The sequence below is a fragment of the Prosthecochloris sp. genome, from assembly GCA_015482705.2.
Lineage (GTDB): Bacteria > Bacteroidota > Chlorobiia > Chlorobiales > Chlorobiaceae > Prosthecochloris.
In genome coordinates this window covers 33,672-50,450 of the sequence record JADMLA020000004.1, presented here as the reverse complement: position 1 = coordinate 50,450, position 16,779 = coordinate 33,672, and the positions used below count along the sequence as shown (strand labels likewise).

The window sequence follows — 16,779 nt, the reverse complement described above, 5'->3', positions numbered from 1 at the left end:
ACAAAGCCATCAGTTCATACCAGGCAGCTCCGGTGAATTAGCGGCATAATGATAGTCTCCCCCCTTTGAACGCACTGTTCTTGCCCACATACGTTCATACTCGCCACTGAAGACAACATCTTTTTTGGCAGCCGTTGTATACCACGAACCTTCTTCGAACTCGGTTTCGAGCTGACCGGAAGCCCACCCTGCATATCCAAGGTAAAAACGAACCTCGATTGGTGAAACGACACCTGATGTCATCAGGTAACTTAGCTGCTCCTGTTCCCCACCCCAGAAAACTCCTGGAAAAACTTCATGTGAACCGTCAATTACATCACCTCTGCCATGAAGATAATGAACAGTATCAACCTGTACAGGTCCACCCATATGAAGCGGAACATCAACATCGTCAAAACCGGTGATAGCGTCACTTACTTTAATCTCCATAGGACGGTTGAGAATAAAGCCTAAAGACCCCTGATCATTATGTTCACACATCAACAGCACAGTACGCTTGAAATTTGACTCAAGCATAACTGCCGAAGCCATAACAAGGTCCCCCACTCTAAGTTGCTCAAACTCATTAACCATGATTTACCCGCTATTTTCAATATAATCTATCAACTCATTTGCATGCTCTATCGGCTTTACCTTCGGCCAGACATGTTCTATGCGCCCGCTCTCTCCAATGAGGTAGGTAACCCTGTTCGTTCCCAGATATTCCCGACCCATAAATTTTTTCAGTCCCCAAACGCCGTAATCCTGGACGATTTTCTTATCCTCATCCGCTACCAGCCTAAAAGGCAGTTCATACTTCTCGGCAAACTTTTTATGGCGCTTTTCACTATCTATGCTGACTCCGAGAACTTCAACACCTATCTCTTTAAATTTAGGGAAATTGTCTCGAAATGCACAAGCTTCTTTGGTACACCCCGGGGTATCGTCTTTCGGGTAAAAGTAAAGAACCACCTTCTTACCGATATAATCTTCAAGCCTGACTGTTTTTCCATACTGATCTGTTGCCTCGAAAAGCGGAGCTTCCATACCCGGTTCAAGCAGTGCCATAAAAATGAACTTTATTGATTATCAAGATATTACTGACTGATATGAATTAATTGTGCCAACAAAAAGTTTCTTTGCTTGAAGCAACTTACAGACACCACAAAAATCACAAAATTGTCCACTGTTCAGGTTGTTTCATTTTTGCTCCTATGAAGAACATTTTTCAACGCAGATATTATGCATACCTATAATTATTGCCCCGTTTGTGGAAGCCCATTACAAACTGCAGAAATCGAGTACAGGAAAAGAAAAATTTGCCCATCCTGCTCCTGGATACACTACGAAAACCCTCTGCCGGTTACAGTTGCTTATACTGAAAATTTGTCCGGTGAATTACTGGTAGTCAGAAGAGCCCATGAACCGGCATATAACGAATGGTCTTTACCTGGCGGCTTTCTTGAATCCGGTGAAACACCTCAGGAAGGCTGCCTGAGAGAGTTGCTCGAAGAGACCTCGTTGTTGGGGAAAATAGACCGGTTGATCGGCGCATATCACCGTGAATCAAAAATGTACGGATCACTCCTTGTTATCGCATATAAAGTGATTGTTGCCGAAGGGCTCTTGCGGATTAACCATGAACTGTACGAAGCTGATTTTTACCCCCATGAAGGTATACCGCAAATTAACATCCCACTTCATCAGAAAATAATTGAAGATGCAAGAAACCACGAATACCAGCCGCCTGTATGACATAAGCGTTCATTTTTCGATCATGCCGTAATCGTTTGTACTCTAAAACCAAATAACGCAACGTTTTTTTTCTTCATAATTGTTAAGTTACAACAACCAACCATACAGCAATATTACCGCCCGCACCATAAATTCAAACGAAAAGGAGGCTTTGCATGGCAAAAATCACAGATGTTGAGGGAATCGGACATGCTTTCGGTTCAAAACTCGAAAACGCCGGAGTTCCAACCCAGTCGGAACTGTTAAAGCAAGGTTGTGATCGAAAAGGAAGAAAAGCTCTCGCTGAAAAAACAGGTATCGATGAACATAAGATTCTGCAATGGGTAAACCGTGCTGATCTGTCGAGAGTGAAAGGAATCGGATCGGAGTATTCAGATCTCCTCGAGGAAGCCGGTGTCGATACTGTACCTGAACTTGCACAGCGTAACGCAGCGAACCTTCATGTAAAGATGGTCGAGGTCAATGAATCGAAAAATCTTGTCAGGAAAATACCCACAGAAAAACAGGTCTCTGATTGGGTCAGCCAAGCCAAAGAGCTACCCCGCGTCATCAACTACTGATACCTTCGTGACGACTCACATACCGGCGGTTCCCCGTAAAACCGGGCCCGCCCTCACAGCAGGCTCTTTCACAAAGCCGGAACACGAGAGGTAATTTCTTTGATACAGAAGCCTCTACAGTCTTCCTTTCTGCTCGATATGTGCCGATTGCTTTGTTATGCTTTCTGTAAGAACCTGCTGTATAGCCTTCCCTGCATCAGCAATATCGGAGCCTGAAGGAACCTGAAAAACCCTGAGTTCGAAAAACGGAAGAACCGCCAGAACATGGTCCATAATATCAGCCTGTATCGCTTCGTAATTAGCCCAAACCTGATCATTGCTGAAAACGTAGATCTGAACAGGAATACCGTTTTCGGTTGGCTGTAGATGACGAATAAGAAAAGTCATATCGGGATTTATCTTGGGATGATTTCGAAGATAAGCAACGAGATAAGCCCTGAACGTTCCTAGATTCGTGAGTCTTCGCCCGTTAACCGGTGATGACGTATCAACCCCGTGGCGTTGATTGAATTGAGAGACTTCAAGCTTTTTTTCCCTCAAATACGATTGTAAAAGCTGAACTTCGCTGAATTTTTTCAGCATACTATCATCGCAAAAGCGTACACTTTTCATATCAATGATAATGGACCGTGTGATCCTGCGCCCCCCCGATTCACTCATCCCTCTCCAGTTCTTGAAGCCTTCGGAGATCAGCGCATAGGCAGGAATCGTACTGATGGTTTTATCCCAATTCTGCACGGATACCGTTACAAGTGAAATATCGACAACATCACCATCGACTCCGTATTTAGGCATCTCTATCCAGTCACCAACTTTTACGAGGTTGTTTGTGGTCAGCTGAATACCAGCCACAAAGCCGAGAATCGAATCCTTGAAAATCAGTATGATAACGGCAGTAAAAGCACCAAGCCCACTGAAAAGAACGACAGGAGATTGACCGATCAGATTCGAAATAACAATCACGGCTCCAACCGACACGACAATAGTCTTGATCACCTGAATAAAACTCTTCAGGGGCAGCTTCCGGGTAACGGAACTTTGATTGTAATATTCCAGTAAAGCATCGAGCGCACTGAGAATAACAAAAACAAAAATGACAGTCAGATAGACCAGGGCGAGTGACTGAACGACATCAATGCTTTTAGGGTAGAACTGCAACACCGGAACGGCAAGATTATAAAGCAAAAGGGGAGGAATCAGATGGGCCAACCAGTTAAAAACCTTGTACTTCACTAGCAGATCGTCATACTTGGTTCTTGTCTTTGAAGCAAATGCATTAATGGCATTCAAGAGGATTCTTTTTGTCAGCACTTCTACGATAACGATGAGTACCAGACCGACCAGAACCATCAAGGCTGTAAGCCCTATCTTTGCCTCTACCTCAGTCAATCCATGTGTCTGTAAATAGGAAAGTGCTGATTCTATCATGTATGAGATTTTGTTTTGTGGTTGTCACGAACAATCGGAACGGTAAAACTGAACAACGAACCGAGGTTCAGCCGGGAACGAACCTCGACCTTTCCTTTGTGGGCAAGGATGATATGTTTTACGATAGACAATCCAAGGCCAGTCCCTCCGATAGCCCTCGATCTTGCCTTGTCAACACGGTAAAACCTTTCGAATATTCTTCCGAGATCTTTCTGAGGTATTCCGATACCATTATCCTTGACATCAACTCGAACCATATCATCAGCGACAAACGCTTTTATCCAGATTTGTCCATTTTCTTCGGGAACATACTTTATGGCATTATCAACAAGATTTCTAACCACAAGTTCAAGATAGTCACTATCGGCGTTAACATAAGGAAGATCTTCGGGAATATGCAAATGCAAAGCTATACCATTCTTTTCAATAGCCCTGCTGAAAAGGTTCAGAGTTTTTTCAACAAGATCACTTAGATTGACCGGCCTGAACGTATAGTTGATTCGGCCTGACTCTATTTTCGAAAGATCGAGCACATCGTTGATAAGTGCTTTCAATTGCTCGCTTTCCTGGTGAATTATCTGTAAGAAATGTTTGGCGTTTTCGGGATCGTGTATAGCTCCTTCGAGAAGTGTTTCAGTGTACCCAGTAATACTTGTCAACGGTGTACGAAGCTCATGAGAGACACTTGAAACAAAATCTCTTCGAACACGTTCCAGGTTACGCAATCTGGTAATGTCGTTGAGGACAAAAACCGTCCCCTGAGATACACTGTCCTTGATCACCGGCATGGCGCTGACCTGTAAAACCCTTTCCCCACGATCGGTCATAACGGTAATCTCTTCTTTGGCAATCGGTGAATCAGATACTTTTATTCGTTCGAATAAATCAAGCAATCGAGCATCGGTTACCTTACGTCCGGCCCCCCCCGCCCTTATCATCTGTCCGCAATCCAGATTGAAAAACCTGCAGGCCGCGGGATTTCCAAGCATGACAACGCCATTGGAATCGGTAACAATAATCGCCTCTCGAATGCTCGAAAACACCGCCTTGAACCATTCCTCTTGCTGATTCATATGCTTCATCTCATCCGAGATATAGTTTAAAGCTCTGGCAAGCTGTCCAATTTCATCATCGCGCTTCACCTGGAGTTTGGAGGAATAGTCACCGTGAACAAGCTTATCAGCCGCCAACGCAATGCGCCTTAGTGGACTTGCAAGAAACACGGCCGTCAGAGCACCGAAAATCAGGGACAAAAACAGCGACCAGAACAAGGCACCTTCAACACCTCTGCGAATCTCTGTCTCAAGCCGTTTGATCTGACTCAAGGGCTTTGCAAAACGCAGGACGGCAAAAGGCTTTTGAGAACCGAGCAGTATCGCGATATACAGCATGTCTTCTTTTACGGTCTCACTGAATCGGGTATTTTCACCATAGCCACCAACGAGTGCCTGTTGTACTTCGGGCCGCTGCATATGGTTTTCAACAGAAGGTAGCCGTTCAGGAGCAATGTAGGAATCTCCTATTACCGCACCATTCATTGAAATAAGCGTTACTCGAAGCTCCAGAGCAGCACCGACATCATCAGCCCATCGATCCGACACAGTAATATCATCCCACTGTGCCGGCCTGCTTTCGAGAAGCTGACGGTTAAGCTGTAGCTCCTTGTATAACTGTTTTTTTATATCATCATAGAAAAGCGACCGAAGCTGGCCGCCAAGATAGAAGTAGCTGATTGCAACTGTAAAAAAAATAACCAACCCGAAAACCAGCCCAAGCCGAAAAGAAACGCTAGTTTTTTTCACCGCACTCTCTGCTGTCTTCGAGCTTGTAACCAAGCCCTCTTACGGTTTTGATAAGTTTACCGGTAGTACCGAGTTTTTCTCTTAACCTGGTAATATGGGTATCTATGGTGCGGGTGTTTATGGTTTTATCCACATCCCACACATCACTGAGCAGCGTTTCGCGTGACTGAGCCTGCCCTCTCCTTTTTAAAAGTACGGCAAGCAGCTTGAACTCCATAAGTGTCAGGGTAATCTCTCTGCCATTGAGTTTGACACTGTGTTTGGCAATATCGACTTCGAGGCCCTCGCATTTCATAACCTCTCTTGTATCCCGTTTTCCTCTTCTGTCACGTTTGAGAATAGCACGAATTCTGAGGTTCAACTCACGGGGGCTGAAAGGTTTGACAACATAGTCATCGATACCAAGTTCGAAACCCAGCACTTTGTCGATTTCCTCTCCTTTTGCAGTCAGCATCACAATGGGAAGATCTCTGAAAAGCTGGTGTTGGCGTATCCTCCTGCAAACTTCGAAACCATCGATACCTGGTAGCATAATGTCAAGTAAAACAAGATCGACATCTCTTTCCGCAAGCAGCCCAAGAGCATCTTCCCCCGATTCAGCCAGAAAACATTTGTAACTGGCTTTTTCAAGATTGTACTTTAAAAGTTTTGCCAGGTTACGGTCATCCTCCACAACAAGAATCAATGGCTCGGGCATAGCATCATAAGTGGACAATTAGGAAAAGCCTGATACATGCAATTCAGGGGGAAATATAGGTATTATGCATGGCATTTCAGAAAAGCCCATCAATTACAACCCGCCAATATCACCATAGAACGTTACGAAAGTGTAAAATGTAACCAATGCAACGCGATCAGGCATGAATTTTCCAGCAGGCGGCCTTATGACCTGGTTCATATTCCTCGAGCCGAGGCTCAACTTTTCGACAATGCTCATCTGCCAGTGGACAACGATTGGCAAATCTGCATCCGTCAGGAAGACGCGTTGCACTGGGAACATTTCCTTCGATAACGTTGAGACGCTGTTGTTTCGAGCCGATCCTTGGAATCGATTTCAGTAGGCCTTTGGTATAGGGGTGTAAAGGATCGGAGAAAATCTGAGAAACCCTTCCTTCTTCAACAACTTTCGAGGCATACATTACCAGAACATCTTCACACAGCTCTGCTATCACTCCGAAGTCATGCGTAATGAGGATGACACTCATTCCGGTATCAGCCTGGAGTTTACCGATCAGTTCAAGAATCTGGGCTTGAACGGTAACATCGAGTGCCGTTGTCGGCTCATCAGCAATGAGCAACGCTGGATTGCATGACAACGCCATGGCAATCATGACGCGCTGACGCATCCCCCCTGACAGTTCATGAGGATATGCGTCGAAACGTTCAGCAGGATTTGGAATACCAACATGACGAAGCATTTCAACCGACAACGCCTTTGCTTCTTTCCCTGTGAGGTCCTGATGGAGAAGAATCTGCTCAACAATCTGGTTTCCACAGGTAAAAACCGGATTGAGAGAGCTCATCGGTTCTTGAAAAATCATCGCAATCTCATTACCTCTGAGCTTTCTCATCTCTTCTTCTGAAAGCTTCAGGAGATCTCTACCTTTCCAGAAAACCTCCCCACCGGCAAAAAAACCAGGAGGTACGGGTACCAGACGCATGATGGAAAGTGCGGTTACAGACTTTCCACAACCCGACTCACCGACTATACCGAGTGTTCGATTGCGCCGAAGTGAAAAACTGACACCATCAACCGCCCTTGCCGTTCCGCTATCGGTCGAATAGTACGTCTTGAGGTTTTTAACTTCCAGTATATTTTGCATAATTAAGCGGTCCGTAGGCTCGGTTTCAGGAATAAACCATGAATTAACTAAATACGCAGTTCGTATTGTAATCTGCTCAGTTCAGGAATGTAAAATAGGTTATGCAAGACTCTTATGAAACTATACCCGACAGGGGGAATCGAAAAAAAGGACCAGGTGCATCGGTAACGAGAAGAAAAGCATCATACCTCCTGAACGCCCTGAAGGCTCATCCGACCTTTGGTGCTCTCAAGCAAAAACTTCAGTTGCACGATGAAAAAAAGCATGGTTTTCCTGCAATAAGCATTTCAGGCATTCAAGGTTCGCTCTCCTCCCTGCTTGCCGTACAGGTGTTCGAGGATATAAACGTCCCGACTCTCATCATCGGCTCTCAGACCTCATTCGATATTTTTGACAATGATCTTGGTGAACTGCTTGATTCAGAAAAGGTTTTCACGGTTTCCGACGAACTGTCACCGGCAATCGGTGCACTGTGCGAAAACCAAAATGTCGTCCTGCTTGCTACTTTTGATGACCTGCACACTCAACTTCAAAATCCTGCCGGTTCTGAAACAAGACTTGTCTCTCTTTCAATCAATACTGATTTCGGATACAAACGGTTAACCGATTTTCTCGTTGAAAACAGCTACCTCAAAAAAGAGTTCGTAGAAGACGAGGGAGAATTCTCTACTCGCGGCTCAATCGTCGATATATTTCCGTTTGGATCAAGAAAGCCTGTTCGAATCGAGTTCTTTGGGGACACTGTCACGTCCCTGCGTTTATTTGATACCAACAGTCAGCTTTCGGGCGACCAGCTTGATTCCATCGTTCTGACAGGCAATTTTTTTTCCGATAAAAACAGTAGCGGTGAGGATCTTTGTTGGAGCATTTTCGACTATCTACCCCCAGCAACATTGATCATCATCGATGATATCTCCTCACTTCATGCATATGAAGATAGTGCCGATCTTGCGAAAAAGTTAGAGAATTTTCTTCACGTCTATATCAACCGTCTTGAGAAACAGACACTCGACTTTCATTCGGAAGCACAAATCAAGCTGAATGCAAATTTCAAATTGTTTGCAAGAGAACTGAGCCAGGAAAAATCTGTAAAACAACGCACCGTTTTCGTCAGCAAATCAAAAAAGGAAATCGAGGAGCTTGCGGAATTCGTCTCCGATGAAATTCGGAACACGGATAGGGAAAAACCGATTGAAGTCAACTGGGTAACCTTGAATCTGCATTCAGGATTTGTTTTCAGCGGTTATGACGTCTATACCGAATCAGACATTTTCGGTAAGCTCCATACCCACAAAACTCATAAAAAAAGAGCGTTTAAAGGGATTTCCCTTAAAGACCTCCAGAAACTGAAGGTCGGAGATTATATCGTTCATGAAGATTACGGAGTCGGCATTTTCAAAGCGCTTGAAACCATTGAAGTCAGCAACTCGGAACAGGAAAGCGTACTGATAGAATATCAAGGTGGTGATGAGCTCTACGTCAACATCCAGAACATCCGTCTACTCTCGAAATATACCGCATCCGAAGGATCCCTGCCTACATTGTCAAAACTCGGCAGCTCAAAATGGAAAGCGAAAAAAGAGAAGGTAAAAAAACGTCTCAAGGACATCGCCTCCAAGCTAATAAAGCTCTATGCCAAGAGAAAAATGACACCGGGCTTTGCATTCGGACAGGATTCCATATTTCAAAGAGAGTTCGAAGCATCGTTCATTTTCGATGAAACCATCGATCAGTTAAAAACAATCGAGGAAGTAAAGAAGGACATGCAATCCGCCTCACCGATGGATCGCCTCATCTGCGGAGATGCCGGTTTCGGAAAAACTGAAATCGCAATGCGAGCCGCATTCAAAGCGGTCGAATCAAAAAAGCAGGTAGCCATCCTCACTCCTACAACAATACTTGCACACCAACATGCAGAAACCTTCAAACGAAGATTTGAGAATTTTCCGGTCAATATCACCGTACTCAGCAGGTTTGTCAGTCGAAAAGAACAAAAAGAGCTTATAGAAAAAATTTCACGAGGCCTTGTCGATATTGTCATCGGCACTCACAGACTGGTCTCAAAAGACATTGTTTTTCAAGATCTCGGTCTGTTGATCATTGACGAAGAGCAGCATTTCGGAGTTGCCGTTAAAGAAAAGTTGCGACAATCCTTTCCCGGCGTTGATACGCTTACCATGTCGGCGACTCCGATACCCAGAACGCTGCAGTTCTCCATGCTCGGAGCCAGGGATCTTTCGATCGTATCGACACCTCCGCGCAACCGCCAGCCTGTTGAAACAGTCATCACACAATTCGATCCCGACACCATCCGTTCAGCCATACAACGCGAAATAAACCGACGAGGTCAGGTTTTTTTTCTGCACAATCGCATCTCTGGACTAGACCAGATTCAGAATACACTACAAACACTCGTCCCGGAAGCAAAAACCGGTATCGCACATGGTCAAATGCCAACCGCCGAACTTGAAAACGTGATGATACAATTCATCAGCCAAGACATTGACGTACTCATTTCCACCTCGATTATCGGCTCGGGCCTTGATATTTCCAACGCAAACACGATTATCATCAACCGTGCCGACATGTTCGGTCTTTCCGATCTCTATCAACTCAGAGGTCGTGTTGGAAGAAGCGAGCGAAAAGCTTACAGCCATCTCATCATCCCCCCGGTCAACACCCTCAAAAAAGAAGCCATGCAGCGATTGGCCGTTATCGAAAGCTTTACGGAGCTTGGGTCCGGTTTCAACATCGCATTACGTGACCTTGATATCAGAGGAGCAGGAAATCTTCTCGGTGCCGAACAATCCGGAGCGATTCACGAGCTTGGTTTCGACCTTTACCAGAAGCTGCTTGAAGAGGCGGTTATGGAACTGAAAACCGGTGAGTTCAGTCAGCTTTTTGCTGGAGATGAGTCATCGCCAGCTCAGATTGCAGGCAACACGGATATGGTTTTTTATTTTGATGCTCTCATACCGGATTATTATATATCGGCAACTCAGGAACGCTTTTCTTTTTACGAAAAAATCTCCAAAAGCTCAACGGACGAAGAAATCAACGCTATACGGAACGAATTGCGAGACAGATTCGGGCCCATTCCACAAGATGTAGAAAACCTGGTCGGTCTTGCGAAGCTCAAGAACCTTTGTTCATCCATTGGCCTGGAGAAGATCGACATCAAACCCCAAACATTTTCCATCTTCCTGCCCGGTGAAAACCAGGCTGAGTTTTATAATCAAACCTTTTTCCAGCATTTGATAACCTCCCTTCAATCCGAGTGGCTGCAGGTTTATACACCTCGCTTTCAGCAAGGGAAAAAAATGAAACTCCTCCTCCATCACCCGAAGGGTTGCGACCAGCAACCCACCAGTATTATGGAACAGTATTGCTCGCTACTCAAAAAAATCAGCAGAAACTAAGCTTCTGCGCATTCCTAACCATACATACCCGCAAAAAACAGACAAAACAAGTCTCATTTTAGCAACTTTTAAAATGAAAGAACGGGTTAGTGGTATATAATAGAAATAGCATATAAATAATAAAGAATATGATCATGAATACGCATAACATATACATCAATAACAAAAAACATGAAACCAAGCAGGGAGAACGTCTTATAGATGTTGCAAGAAAAAACCACGCACACATAGGTTACTTTTGTGGTGGAAACGGACTCTGTCAAACATGTTATGTCAAGGTTCTCGAAGGAATGGAACTGCTTTCGCCTCTCAGCGAGAGAGAAAAGGCTCTCCTATCCGATACACTCGTGAAAGAAGGTCACCGGGTAGCTTGTCTGACGACCATTGAAAAGCCGGGAACGGTAAAACTGCGTACCACTGTCGAAGAAGTAAAGACACTCTTCGAGAACGATCCGGGACAGTTACTCTATAATTACCCCGCAAAAATGGGGAGAGAATCATTTATCAAGTTAGGTGATACGGTATCAATGCAGGCGAAACGATTCTCTGAAGGAAAACTTGACCTCATCCAACTCTTCAAAGATGTTTTAGGTGCTGTTTCAGATGCAATTGGGCTCATACTGACAGGCTTGAACGATGAAAAAACACTTGAAACGGCTTCGCTCGGTGAAGAAAAAAATCGTTTCCCAAACAATGTGAACCGAATTGAAAACACATGCGGTTGCCGATTACCGAAAGAGTCCGAGAGACGTAAAACACTCTCCACGCTTAAAACAACACCTCCGGTTTCGGTCAACTAAGCACAAGTCCTTTCAAGCCCGTGGTTTGGTATCCAACGGGCTTGAAGTATTCCAAATCGACCACTATGTCTTTACGACAGAATTCATGCAGGTTGTATGTTTTTGATTATATTTATTTCATGGTTTTGACTATTCACTACCTTTCTATCACTCCAAATACCAGACCATCATGCAAGTCTACATAAACGATAAACCATGTCAAGCAGAAGTCGGTGATCGCCTTCTTGACATCGCACAGCAAGAGAAAGCTCATATAGGTTATTTGTGTGGCGGCAATGGCATCTGTCAAACCTGTTTTGTTTATGTTCATGAAGGAGCCGATTGCCTCTCTTCACCGGGCAAAATAGAGCAGGACTGTATATCCGACAAGCTGTTAGAAAAAGGTGGTCGCCTTGCCTGTCAGACAAGGATCGTCAAAGAAGGAACCGTTCGGGTCATTTCACGGGCAGAACAACTACGCAGGATAGCTCTCGGCCTCAACGGCCCCGAATTGGTAGGCTTTGTTCAGGATCTAGGATACAATCTGGTCAACAAGCTTCCTTCAGGGATAGGCAATCTCGCTGGGCGTATACAAGAAGGCAAAATGGACCCCGGCAAGTCACTGCAAAACATTGTCAAAGGTATCGGTCATGCCTCTCTCTTTACCGTGGACAGTTTCATCAATACTTTCCCATTCATGCAGGGGCCCACTGATTTCCTATGGAATACAGCAAAAAGTTCGTATGACCTGGCATCAAATTCACTTTGTAATATTTCATCGGGAGCACTTCATCTGCCAGGAGCGAGTTGTACTACCTGTGAAGAACCGAAACTTGAAAAAGTTCAGATAACAGCCGGTGTTTCAAAAAAATAACGTCTCAAGGCAAAATGTAGACTCAGCCACGGTCAACAACAGTGCTTCAAAAAACGTAGCGAAGTATTCAGTTATCATCCTCCGCTACGACCCTGAAAGTAGTTCACCGCCAGCCTACCAGGAGTTTACCGTCTCTGCCGAACCATACGAAAGGGTTCTGGACATATTACTGAAAATCAAGTCCGAGCAGGACAGTACACTCGCATTGAGAAAGTCTTGTGGCCATGGTGTATGCGGAAGTGATGCCATGCTGATCAATGGAGAAAACAGGCTTGCATGTTCTACACTGGTTAAAGACCTTAAAAGTCGTAGAATTACAGTTGAACCCCTCCCTGGAGCAGTTGTCGAAAAAGATCTCATTGTCAACACGGACACTTTCTGGAAAAAATATCAGGCTGTCATGCCTTACCTGATTAATGATGAACCACCACCTGACAGAGAACGCCTGCAAAGCCCGAAAGAACATGAAATAATTGAAGAATCAACCAGGTGTATTCTTTGCGGAGCCTGTACCCAAGCCTGTCCAACCTCCTGGGCGAATGAAGATTATCTTGGGCCAGCCGCACTTCTGAAAGCCTACAGGTTTATTTTCGACTCCCGAGATCAGGCCAAACAGGAAAGACTCAGAAAAGTAGCATCGGATCATGGTATATGGCAATGTTATACAGTATACAACTGTGTCGAGGCCTGCCCGAAGGAAATTGATGTCACATGGCACATTACCCGGTTGAAAAAAGCCTCTCTCGACCTCTGAAAAAACAGGCCCTCGACAGGGGCCTGGCTCAACCAAATACGAAACCTTAACTCTATCTCTGAGAAATAATGGGGTACAGCGGAGAATTTGAAGGCATCGACTTCGATCTGGGAATAAAAACTCTGGAACGATGGCTCATCAAGCCCGATAAAAAAATGAGCATCGCTCTGGGAATTCCTAAAGAAAGGGCAAATGATGAGCGCAGGGTTTCACTTTCTCCGGCAGGAGTCAAGATCCTCAATGAAAACGGAGTACAAGTACTGATAGAAAAAAATGCCGGCTTGGCAAGTAATTTCGGTGATGAAGAATACGCTGAAGCAGGTGGGTATATAACAGATTCACAAGAAACACTTTATGAAAATGCAAATGTTATCGTGAAGGTTTCACCTCCCCAACCCCAAGAAACCGCTCTCTTCAAGCCCAACCAGATGCTCATTTCTGCGCTTCATCTGGGAACTGTCGATACATCACTCATCAATTCATTTCTAGAAAAAAACATTACGGCCCTCGGATTCGAGTTTATTGAAACAAGGGATGGTGAACTACCAATCGTGAGAACCTTGAGTGAAATAGCCGGCTCTCTGGCAATCCAGACTGCAGCGAAATACCTCGAAACAGGTTACGGAGGAAGAGGAATACTTCTTGGTGGCATAGCAGGCGTTCCTCCGGCTCATATTACTATTATCGGCGCAGGAACAGTAGGCCTATTCGCAGCACAGGATGCGCTGGGGCTTGGTGCTCAAGTTACAGTCATCGACAAGGAGATCAATCGACTCCGACGCTTCGAAGCATTTTTCAACCGCCACATCGTTACAGCCATATCCAATGAACACTATATCTCGGAGCTTGCAAGAATATCCGACGTCATGATTGGAGCGCTCAGTCCAAAGCAAAAAGTCATCAAACACGTTGTCAATGAAAACATCATAAAAACAATGCGGCCGGGCTCAGTTATCATCGATGTTTCAATTGACCAGGGAGCCTGTTTTGCAACGAGCAGGCATACAACCCATACGAACCCTATATTTGTCAAGCACGGGGTCACCCACTACTGTGTACCGAACATTCCTTCAGCTGTCGCGAGAACCGCATCTTTCGCCCTTACCAATACCTTGTTACCTTTCCTGATGAAACTCACCGCTCATGAAACCGTCACTGAAATCCTCTGGAACAGCCATAGCCTTCGTAAAGGAACCTATACCTTCAAAGGGTATGTAACGCAGAAATCCCTCGCTCAAATCACCGACCTCCCCTATCGTGAAATCGACATGCTGCTTGCAACCGGATAATGCAATGCCCCCCACTCGAACAAAACAACACGTTATAGATATGCAAGAGGGTTCCCCAGTTTTCTGGCGATATAGGATGCACAGGAAACTCCAGAATAGGTAACCGCGATAACCCCTTGTCCTGGAAACGTACTGTCTCCTGCTGCATAGAGATTCTTTACCACAGTTCGATTCTGAGGTTTGAGCAGAACATTTTGACCGGGATACAGTAAAGGACCATAAGAACCCTTGTAGCGGTTCAGATATCGCTCGTGAGTGAATGGTGTAGCAAATATTTTCACCTCTACAGCATCGGATAAACCCGGAAGAATTTTCTCAGTTCTCCTGATCACCGATGCACCATATCTCTCTTTGGCTTGTTTATACTCTTCTTCGCCCCGACGATAGCCTTTCCAACGATCAACTTCATCCGTAACAAAAGCATGCACAACATGCTTTCCCTGGGGAGCCAGTGTCGGGTCGAGAACCGATGGCGCAGAAAAATAAATGGTGCCACCCGGCTCATTGTAGCGAGCCCAATCATCGACGAGAATGTGATGCATATGAAACCTTTCAGGTATAACGCCGGCATCGACTCCGAGATACAGCTGAAACCAGCTTGGAGCACGAAGAAACTTGGTTTCGGAAACATTGTAGCGAGCATCTTTTACAAGGCTGTTGAACGTATCCCATACAGTGGCGTTTGATATAATCGCTTTTGCGGTATATACTTCTCCGTTACTCAACCTTACCCCGGTAGCCCTGCCATTTTCCAGTAAAATTTCTTCAACATCACAACCGAACGCAACAGCACCTCCGAACTTTTTTATACCATCACACAGTGCAGCAGGAATAACGCCAGAACCTCCTACAGGGTAATTGATGCCGCCGTGATGGCGATCTGCAAGGCAAATTCCTGCATTGACAAGAGGCGTTGAAACCGAATCCTGTACAGCCCAGGAATATGCCTCCATATCAATAAATTTCAGCAGCTCTTCATCCTTGATGAACTTTCTCGCACTCTTTCCCATCGACTGAAAAGTCTTCAATGCCAGAGCAAATGTTTTCCCCAGATGCTTGCTCCCAACATTGAGTATATGGACAGGATCTTCAAGCGAACCAGGTGGGAGGGCACTGAGAATACTGTATACTGATTCGAGTTCTTTATAAAACTCCACAATACCTTCCTTCTCATGAGGAAAACGCGCAATGAGTGCTCCTTGAAATTTCTCTTTGTCATAATAAACCGGAACGTCAAATCCGTCAGGCATGTGGAAATGAATCTGGACAGGATCGGGAATTACAGGTACATCAATCCCCAGTTTTCTGAAAATGCGGGTGTGCATGTTCAACGTACCGCTGTTTTTATCTTCTCCAAAACCATAAAAAACCGAAGCACCAGCGTCGAATGTGAATCCTCTATGCTTAAAAGCGGCGCAGCTGCCGCCAGGATAACTATTTTTTTCAAAAGTAAGTGTAGAAAAACCTCTTTCCTGGAGAAGAGCAGCTGCCGTAAGCCCTCCAATACCAGAACCGATGACAATTACATCTGCAGAATAAGCCATTGCGCGATAACCCTGTTGTTTTATACCTTAAGCTTCATTAAAATAGATTCTTATAATACTATATTACAAGCGTTTTACTTTTTACGTAACAGTATATAATGATAACGAACCGATCAAAGAACTTTTATCGAATTCAGAATATGACGAGTTCCCCAAATAAAAAAAACGCTCCTGAACCAAAAAAAACACTTTCTGAAAAGGAAAAAATTAAACAGCAGGAGTTTCAGGAAGAAGCCATCGAGCATATTAACGCCTTGTATAATTATGCGTTACATCTAACGATGAATCCGGATGATGCCAATGATCTGGTTCAGGAAACCTATCTCAAAGCATATAAATTTTTCGATTCATTTGAGAAGGGAACAAACTGCAAAGCATGGCTGTTTAAAATCCTTAAAAACAATTATATCAACAAATTCAGAAAAAACGCTCGTGAACCAGGCAAAGTTGACTATGACCTCATAAAGGATTTTTATCATTCGATAAAGGATGCCCAAAACGACAATGAAGATCTGAATGCCGGATATTTCAGGTCCCTGATGCATGATGAAGTATACCAAGCATTGAATTCATTACCGGAAGAATTTAAAGAAGTCATACAATTATGTGATATTGAAGGTTTCACGTATGAAGAAATCGCAAATATGGTTGAAAGCCCGATCGGAACGGTAAGATCAAGACTATACAGAGGCAGAAAGCTTTTGCGCACGAAGCTCAATGATTTTGCAAAAAAACACGGGTATAATACCGAAAACGGGGAAACTCCGTAATAC

Annotated in this window: 15 protein-coding genes; 8 read left to right on the top strand and 7 right to left on the bottom strand. The window is 44.5% G+C overall.

Features of this window, described 5'->3' with window-relative positions; all coding sequences use genetic code 11:
- Positions 1-9: 9 nt before the first annotated feature.
- Positions 10-573 carry a YqgE/AlgH family protein gene (locus QZ209_RS00685; RefSeq protein ID WP_294343455.1) on the bottom strand — a complete coding sequence of 188 codons (564 nt, stop codon included), beginning with the start codon at positions 571-573 and terminating at the stop codon, positions 10-12.
- Positions 574-576: 3 nt separating this feature from the next.
- Positions 577-1,047, bottom strand: coding sequence for a thioredoxin-dependent thiol peroxidase (gene bcp, locus QZ209_RS00680; RefSeq protein WP_294343453.1), 471 nt, complete (start codon positions 1,045-1,047; stop codon positions 577-579).
- A 174-nt stretch (positions 1,048-1,221) separates the two neighbouring features.
- On the opposite strand from bcp, the gene QZ209_RS00675 reads away from it, so the two are divergent.
- Positions 1,222-1,734 carry an NUDIX hydrolase gene (locus tag QZ209_RS00675; protein WP_294343451.1) on the top strand — a complete coding sequence of 171 codons (513 nt, stop codon included), beginning with the start codon at positions 1,222-1,224 and terminating at the stop codon, positions 1,732-1,734.
- A 155-nt stretch (positions 1,735-1,889) separates the two neighbouring features.
- The gene (locus QZ209_RS00670) at positions 1,890-2,294 is read left to right on the top strand and encodes a DUF4332 domain-containing protein (protein ID WP_294343447.1); all 405 of its coding nucleotides are present in this window, start codon (positions 1,890-1,892) and stop codon (positions 2,292-2,294) included.
- A 114-nt stretch (positions 2,295-2,408) separates the two neighbouring features.
- On the opposite strand, the gene QZ209_RS00665 is transcribed toward QZ209_RS00670, so the two are convergent.
- The 4 genes from QZ209_RS00665 to QZ209_RS00650 form a co-directional block, all read right to left on the bottom strand.
- Positions 2,409-3,722: a mechanosensitive ion channel family protein gene (locus QZ209_RS00665; RefSeq protein WP_294343445.1), complete on the bottom strand. Its 1,314-nt coding sequence runs from the start codon at positions 3,720-3,722 to the stop codon at positions 2,409-2,411.
- Positions 3,719-5,524: an ATP-binding protein gene (locus QZ209_RS00660; protein ID WP_294343443.1), complete on the bottom strand. Its 1,806-nt coding sequence runs from the start codon at positions 5,522-5,524 to the stop codon at positions 3,719-3,721. The genes QZ209_RS00665 and QZ209_RS00660 overlap by 4 nt, the downstream gene beginning before the upstream one ends.
- Entirely contained in the window at positions 5,511-6,221 is a 711-nt protein-coding gene (locus QZ209_RS00655) for a response regulator transcription factor (protein WP_294343441.1), read from the bottom strand. Before QZ209_RS00655 ends, QZ209_RS00660 begins: the two co-directional genes overlap by 14 nt.
- 157 nt (positions 6,222-6,378) lie before the next feature.
- Positions 6,379-7,347 (bottom strand): ABC transporter ATP-binding protein, encoded by a 969-nt coding sequence (locus QZ209_RS00650; RefSeq protein ID WP_294343439.1) that lies wholly within the window; start codon positions 7,345-7,347, stop codon positions 6,379-6,381.
- A gap of 101 nt (positions 7,348-7,448) precedes the next feature.
- Between QZ209_RS00650 and mfd the strand changes: the two genes are divergently transcribed.
- From mfd to QZ209_RS00625, 5 genes are all read left to right on the top strand, one after another.
- The gene (mfd, locus tag QZ209_RS00645) at positions 7,449-10,766 is read left to right on the top strand and encodes a transcription-repair coupling factor (RefSeq protein ID WP_294343437.1); all 3,318 of its coding nucleotides are present in this window, start codon (positions 7,449-7,451) and stop codon (positions 10,764-10,766) included.
- 134 nt (positions 10,767-10,900) lie between these two features.
- Positions 10,901-11,566 carry a 2Fe-2S iron-sulfur cluster-binding protein gene (locus QZ209_RS00640; protein ID WP_294343435.1) on the top strand — a complete coding sequence of 222 codons (666 nt, stop codon included), beginning with the start codon at positions 10,901-10,903 and terminating at the stop codon, positions 11,564-11,566.
- 169 nt (positions 11,567-11,735) lie between these two features.
- On the top strand, positions 11,736-12,419 hold the full coding sequence (locus tag QZ209_RS00635) for a 2Fe-2S iron-sulfur cluster-binding protein (protein WP_294343432.1): 684 nt from the start codon (positions 11,736-11,738) through the stop codon (positions 12,417-12,419).
- Positions 12,403-13,173 (top strand): succinate dehydrogenase iron-sulfur subunit, encoded by a 771-nt coding sequence (locus tag QZ209_RS00630; protein WP_294343429.1) that lies wholly within the window; start codon positions 12,403-12,405, stop codon positions 13,171-13,173. Before QZ209_RS00635 ends, QZ209_RS00630 begins: the two co-directional genes overlap by 17 nt.
- Before the next feature lie 68 nt (positions 13,174-13,241).
- The gene (locus QZ209_RS00625; protein ID WP_294343424.1) at positions 13,242-14,462 is read left to right on the top strand and encodes an alanine dehydrogenase; all 1,221 of its coding nucleotides are present in this window, start codon (positions 13,242-13,244) and stop codon (positions 14,460-14,462) included.
- Positions 14,463-14,494: 32 nt separating this feature from the next.
- On the opposite strand, the gene QZ209_RS00620 is transcribed toward QZ209_RS00625, so the two are convergent.
- Positions 14,495-16,006, bottom strand: coding sequence for an NAD(P)/FAD-dependent oxidoreductase (locus QZ209_RS00620; RefSeq protein WP_294343421.1), 1,512 nt, complete (start codon positions 16,004-16,006; stop codon positions 14,495-14,497).
- Between the two features lie 140 nt (positions 16,007-16,146).
- Here QZ209_RS00620 and QZ209_RS00615 point away from each other — a divergent pair, with 140 nt between their 5' ends.
- Complete coding sequence (locus QZ209_RS00615; RefSeq protein WP_294343419.1) at positions 16,147-16,776, top strand: sigma-70 family RNA polymerase sigma factor; 630 nt, start codon at positions 16,147-16,149, stop codon at positions 16,774-16,776.
- The last annotated feature ends 3 nt before the right edge of the window (positions 16,777-16,779 follow it).

Excerpts from the sequence above, each read along its gene's own strand:
- QZ209_RS00620 (WP_294343421.1), bottom strand. The coding sequence starts at position 16,006 with ATGGCTTATTCTGCAGATGTAATTGTCATCGGTTCTGGTATTGGAGGG.
- QZ209_RS00685 (WP_294343455.1), bottom strand. The coding sequence starts at position 573 with ATGGTTAATGAGTTTGAGCAACTTAGAGTGGGGGACCTTGTTATGGCT.
- QZ209_RS00670 (WP_294343447.1), top strand. The coding sequence starts at position 1,890 with ATGGCAAAAATCACAGATGTTGAGGGAATCGGACATGCTTTCGGTTCA.
- QZ209_RS00640 (WP_294343435.1), top strand. The coding sequence starts at position 10,901 with ATGAATACGCATAACATATACATCAATAACAAAAAACATGAAACCAAG.
- mfd (WP_294343437.1), top strand. The coding sequence starts at position 7,449 with ATGCAAGACTCTTATGAAACTATACCCGACAGGGGGAATCGAAAAAAA.
- QZ209_RS00655 (WP_294343441.1), bottom strand. The coding sequence starts at position 6,221 with ATGCCCGAGCCATTGATTCTTGTTGTGGAGGATGACCGTAACCTGGCA.
- QZ209_RS00635 (WP_294343432.1), top strand. The coding sequence starts at position 11,736 with ATGCAAGTCTACATAAACGATAAACCATGTCAAGCAGAAGTCGGTGAT.
- QZ209_RS00675 (WP_294343451.1), top strand. The coding sequence starts at position 1,222 with ATGCATACCTATAATTATTGCCCCGTTTGTGGAAGCCCATTACAAACT.
- QZ209_RS00615 (WP_294343419.1), top strand. The coding sequence starts at position 16,147 with ATGACGAGTTCCCCAAATAAAAAAAACGCTCCTGAACCAAAAAAAACA.
- QZ209_RS00665 (WP_294343445.1), bottom strand. The coding sequence starts at position 3,722 with ATGATAGAATCAGCACTTTCCTATTTACAGACACATGGATTGACTGAG.
- bcp (WP_294343453.1), bottom strand. The coding sequence starts at position 1,047 with ATGGCACTGCTTGAACCGGGTATGGAAGCTCCGCTTTTCGAGGCAACA.
- QZ209_RS00625 (WP_294343424.1), top strand. The coding sequence starts at position 13,242 with ATGGGGTACAGCGGAGAATTTGAAGGCATCGACTTCGATCTGGGAATA.
- QZ209_RS00650 (WP_294343439.1), bottom strand. The coding sequence starts at position 7,347 with ATGCAAAATATACTGGAAGTTAAAAACCTCAAGACGTACTATTCGACC.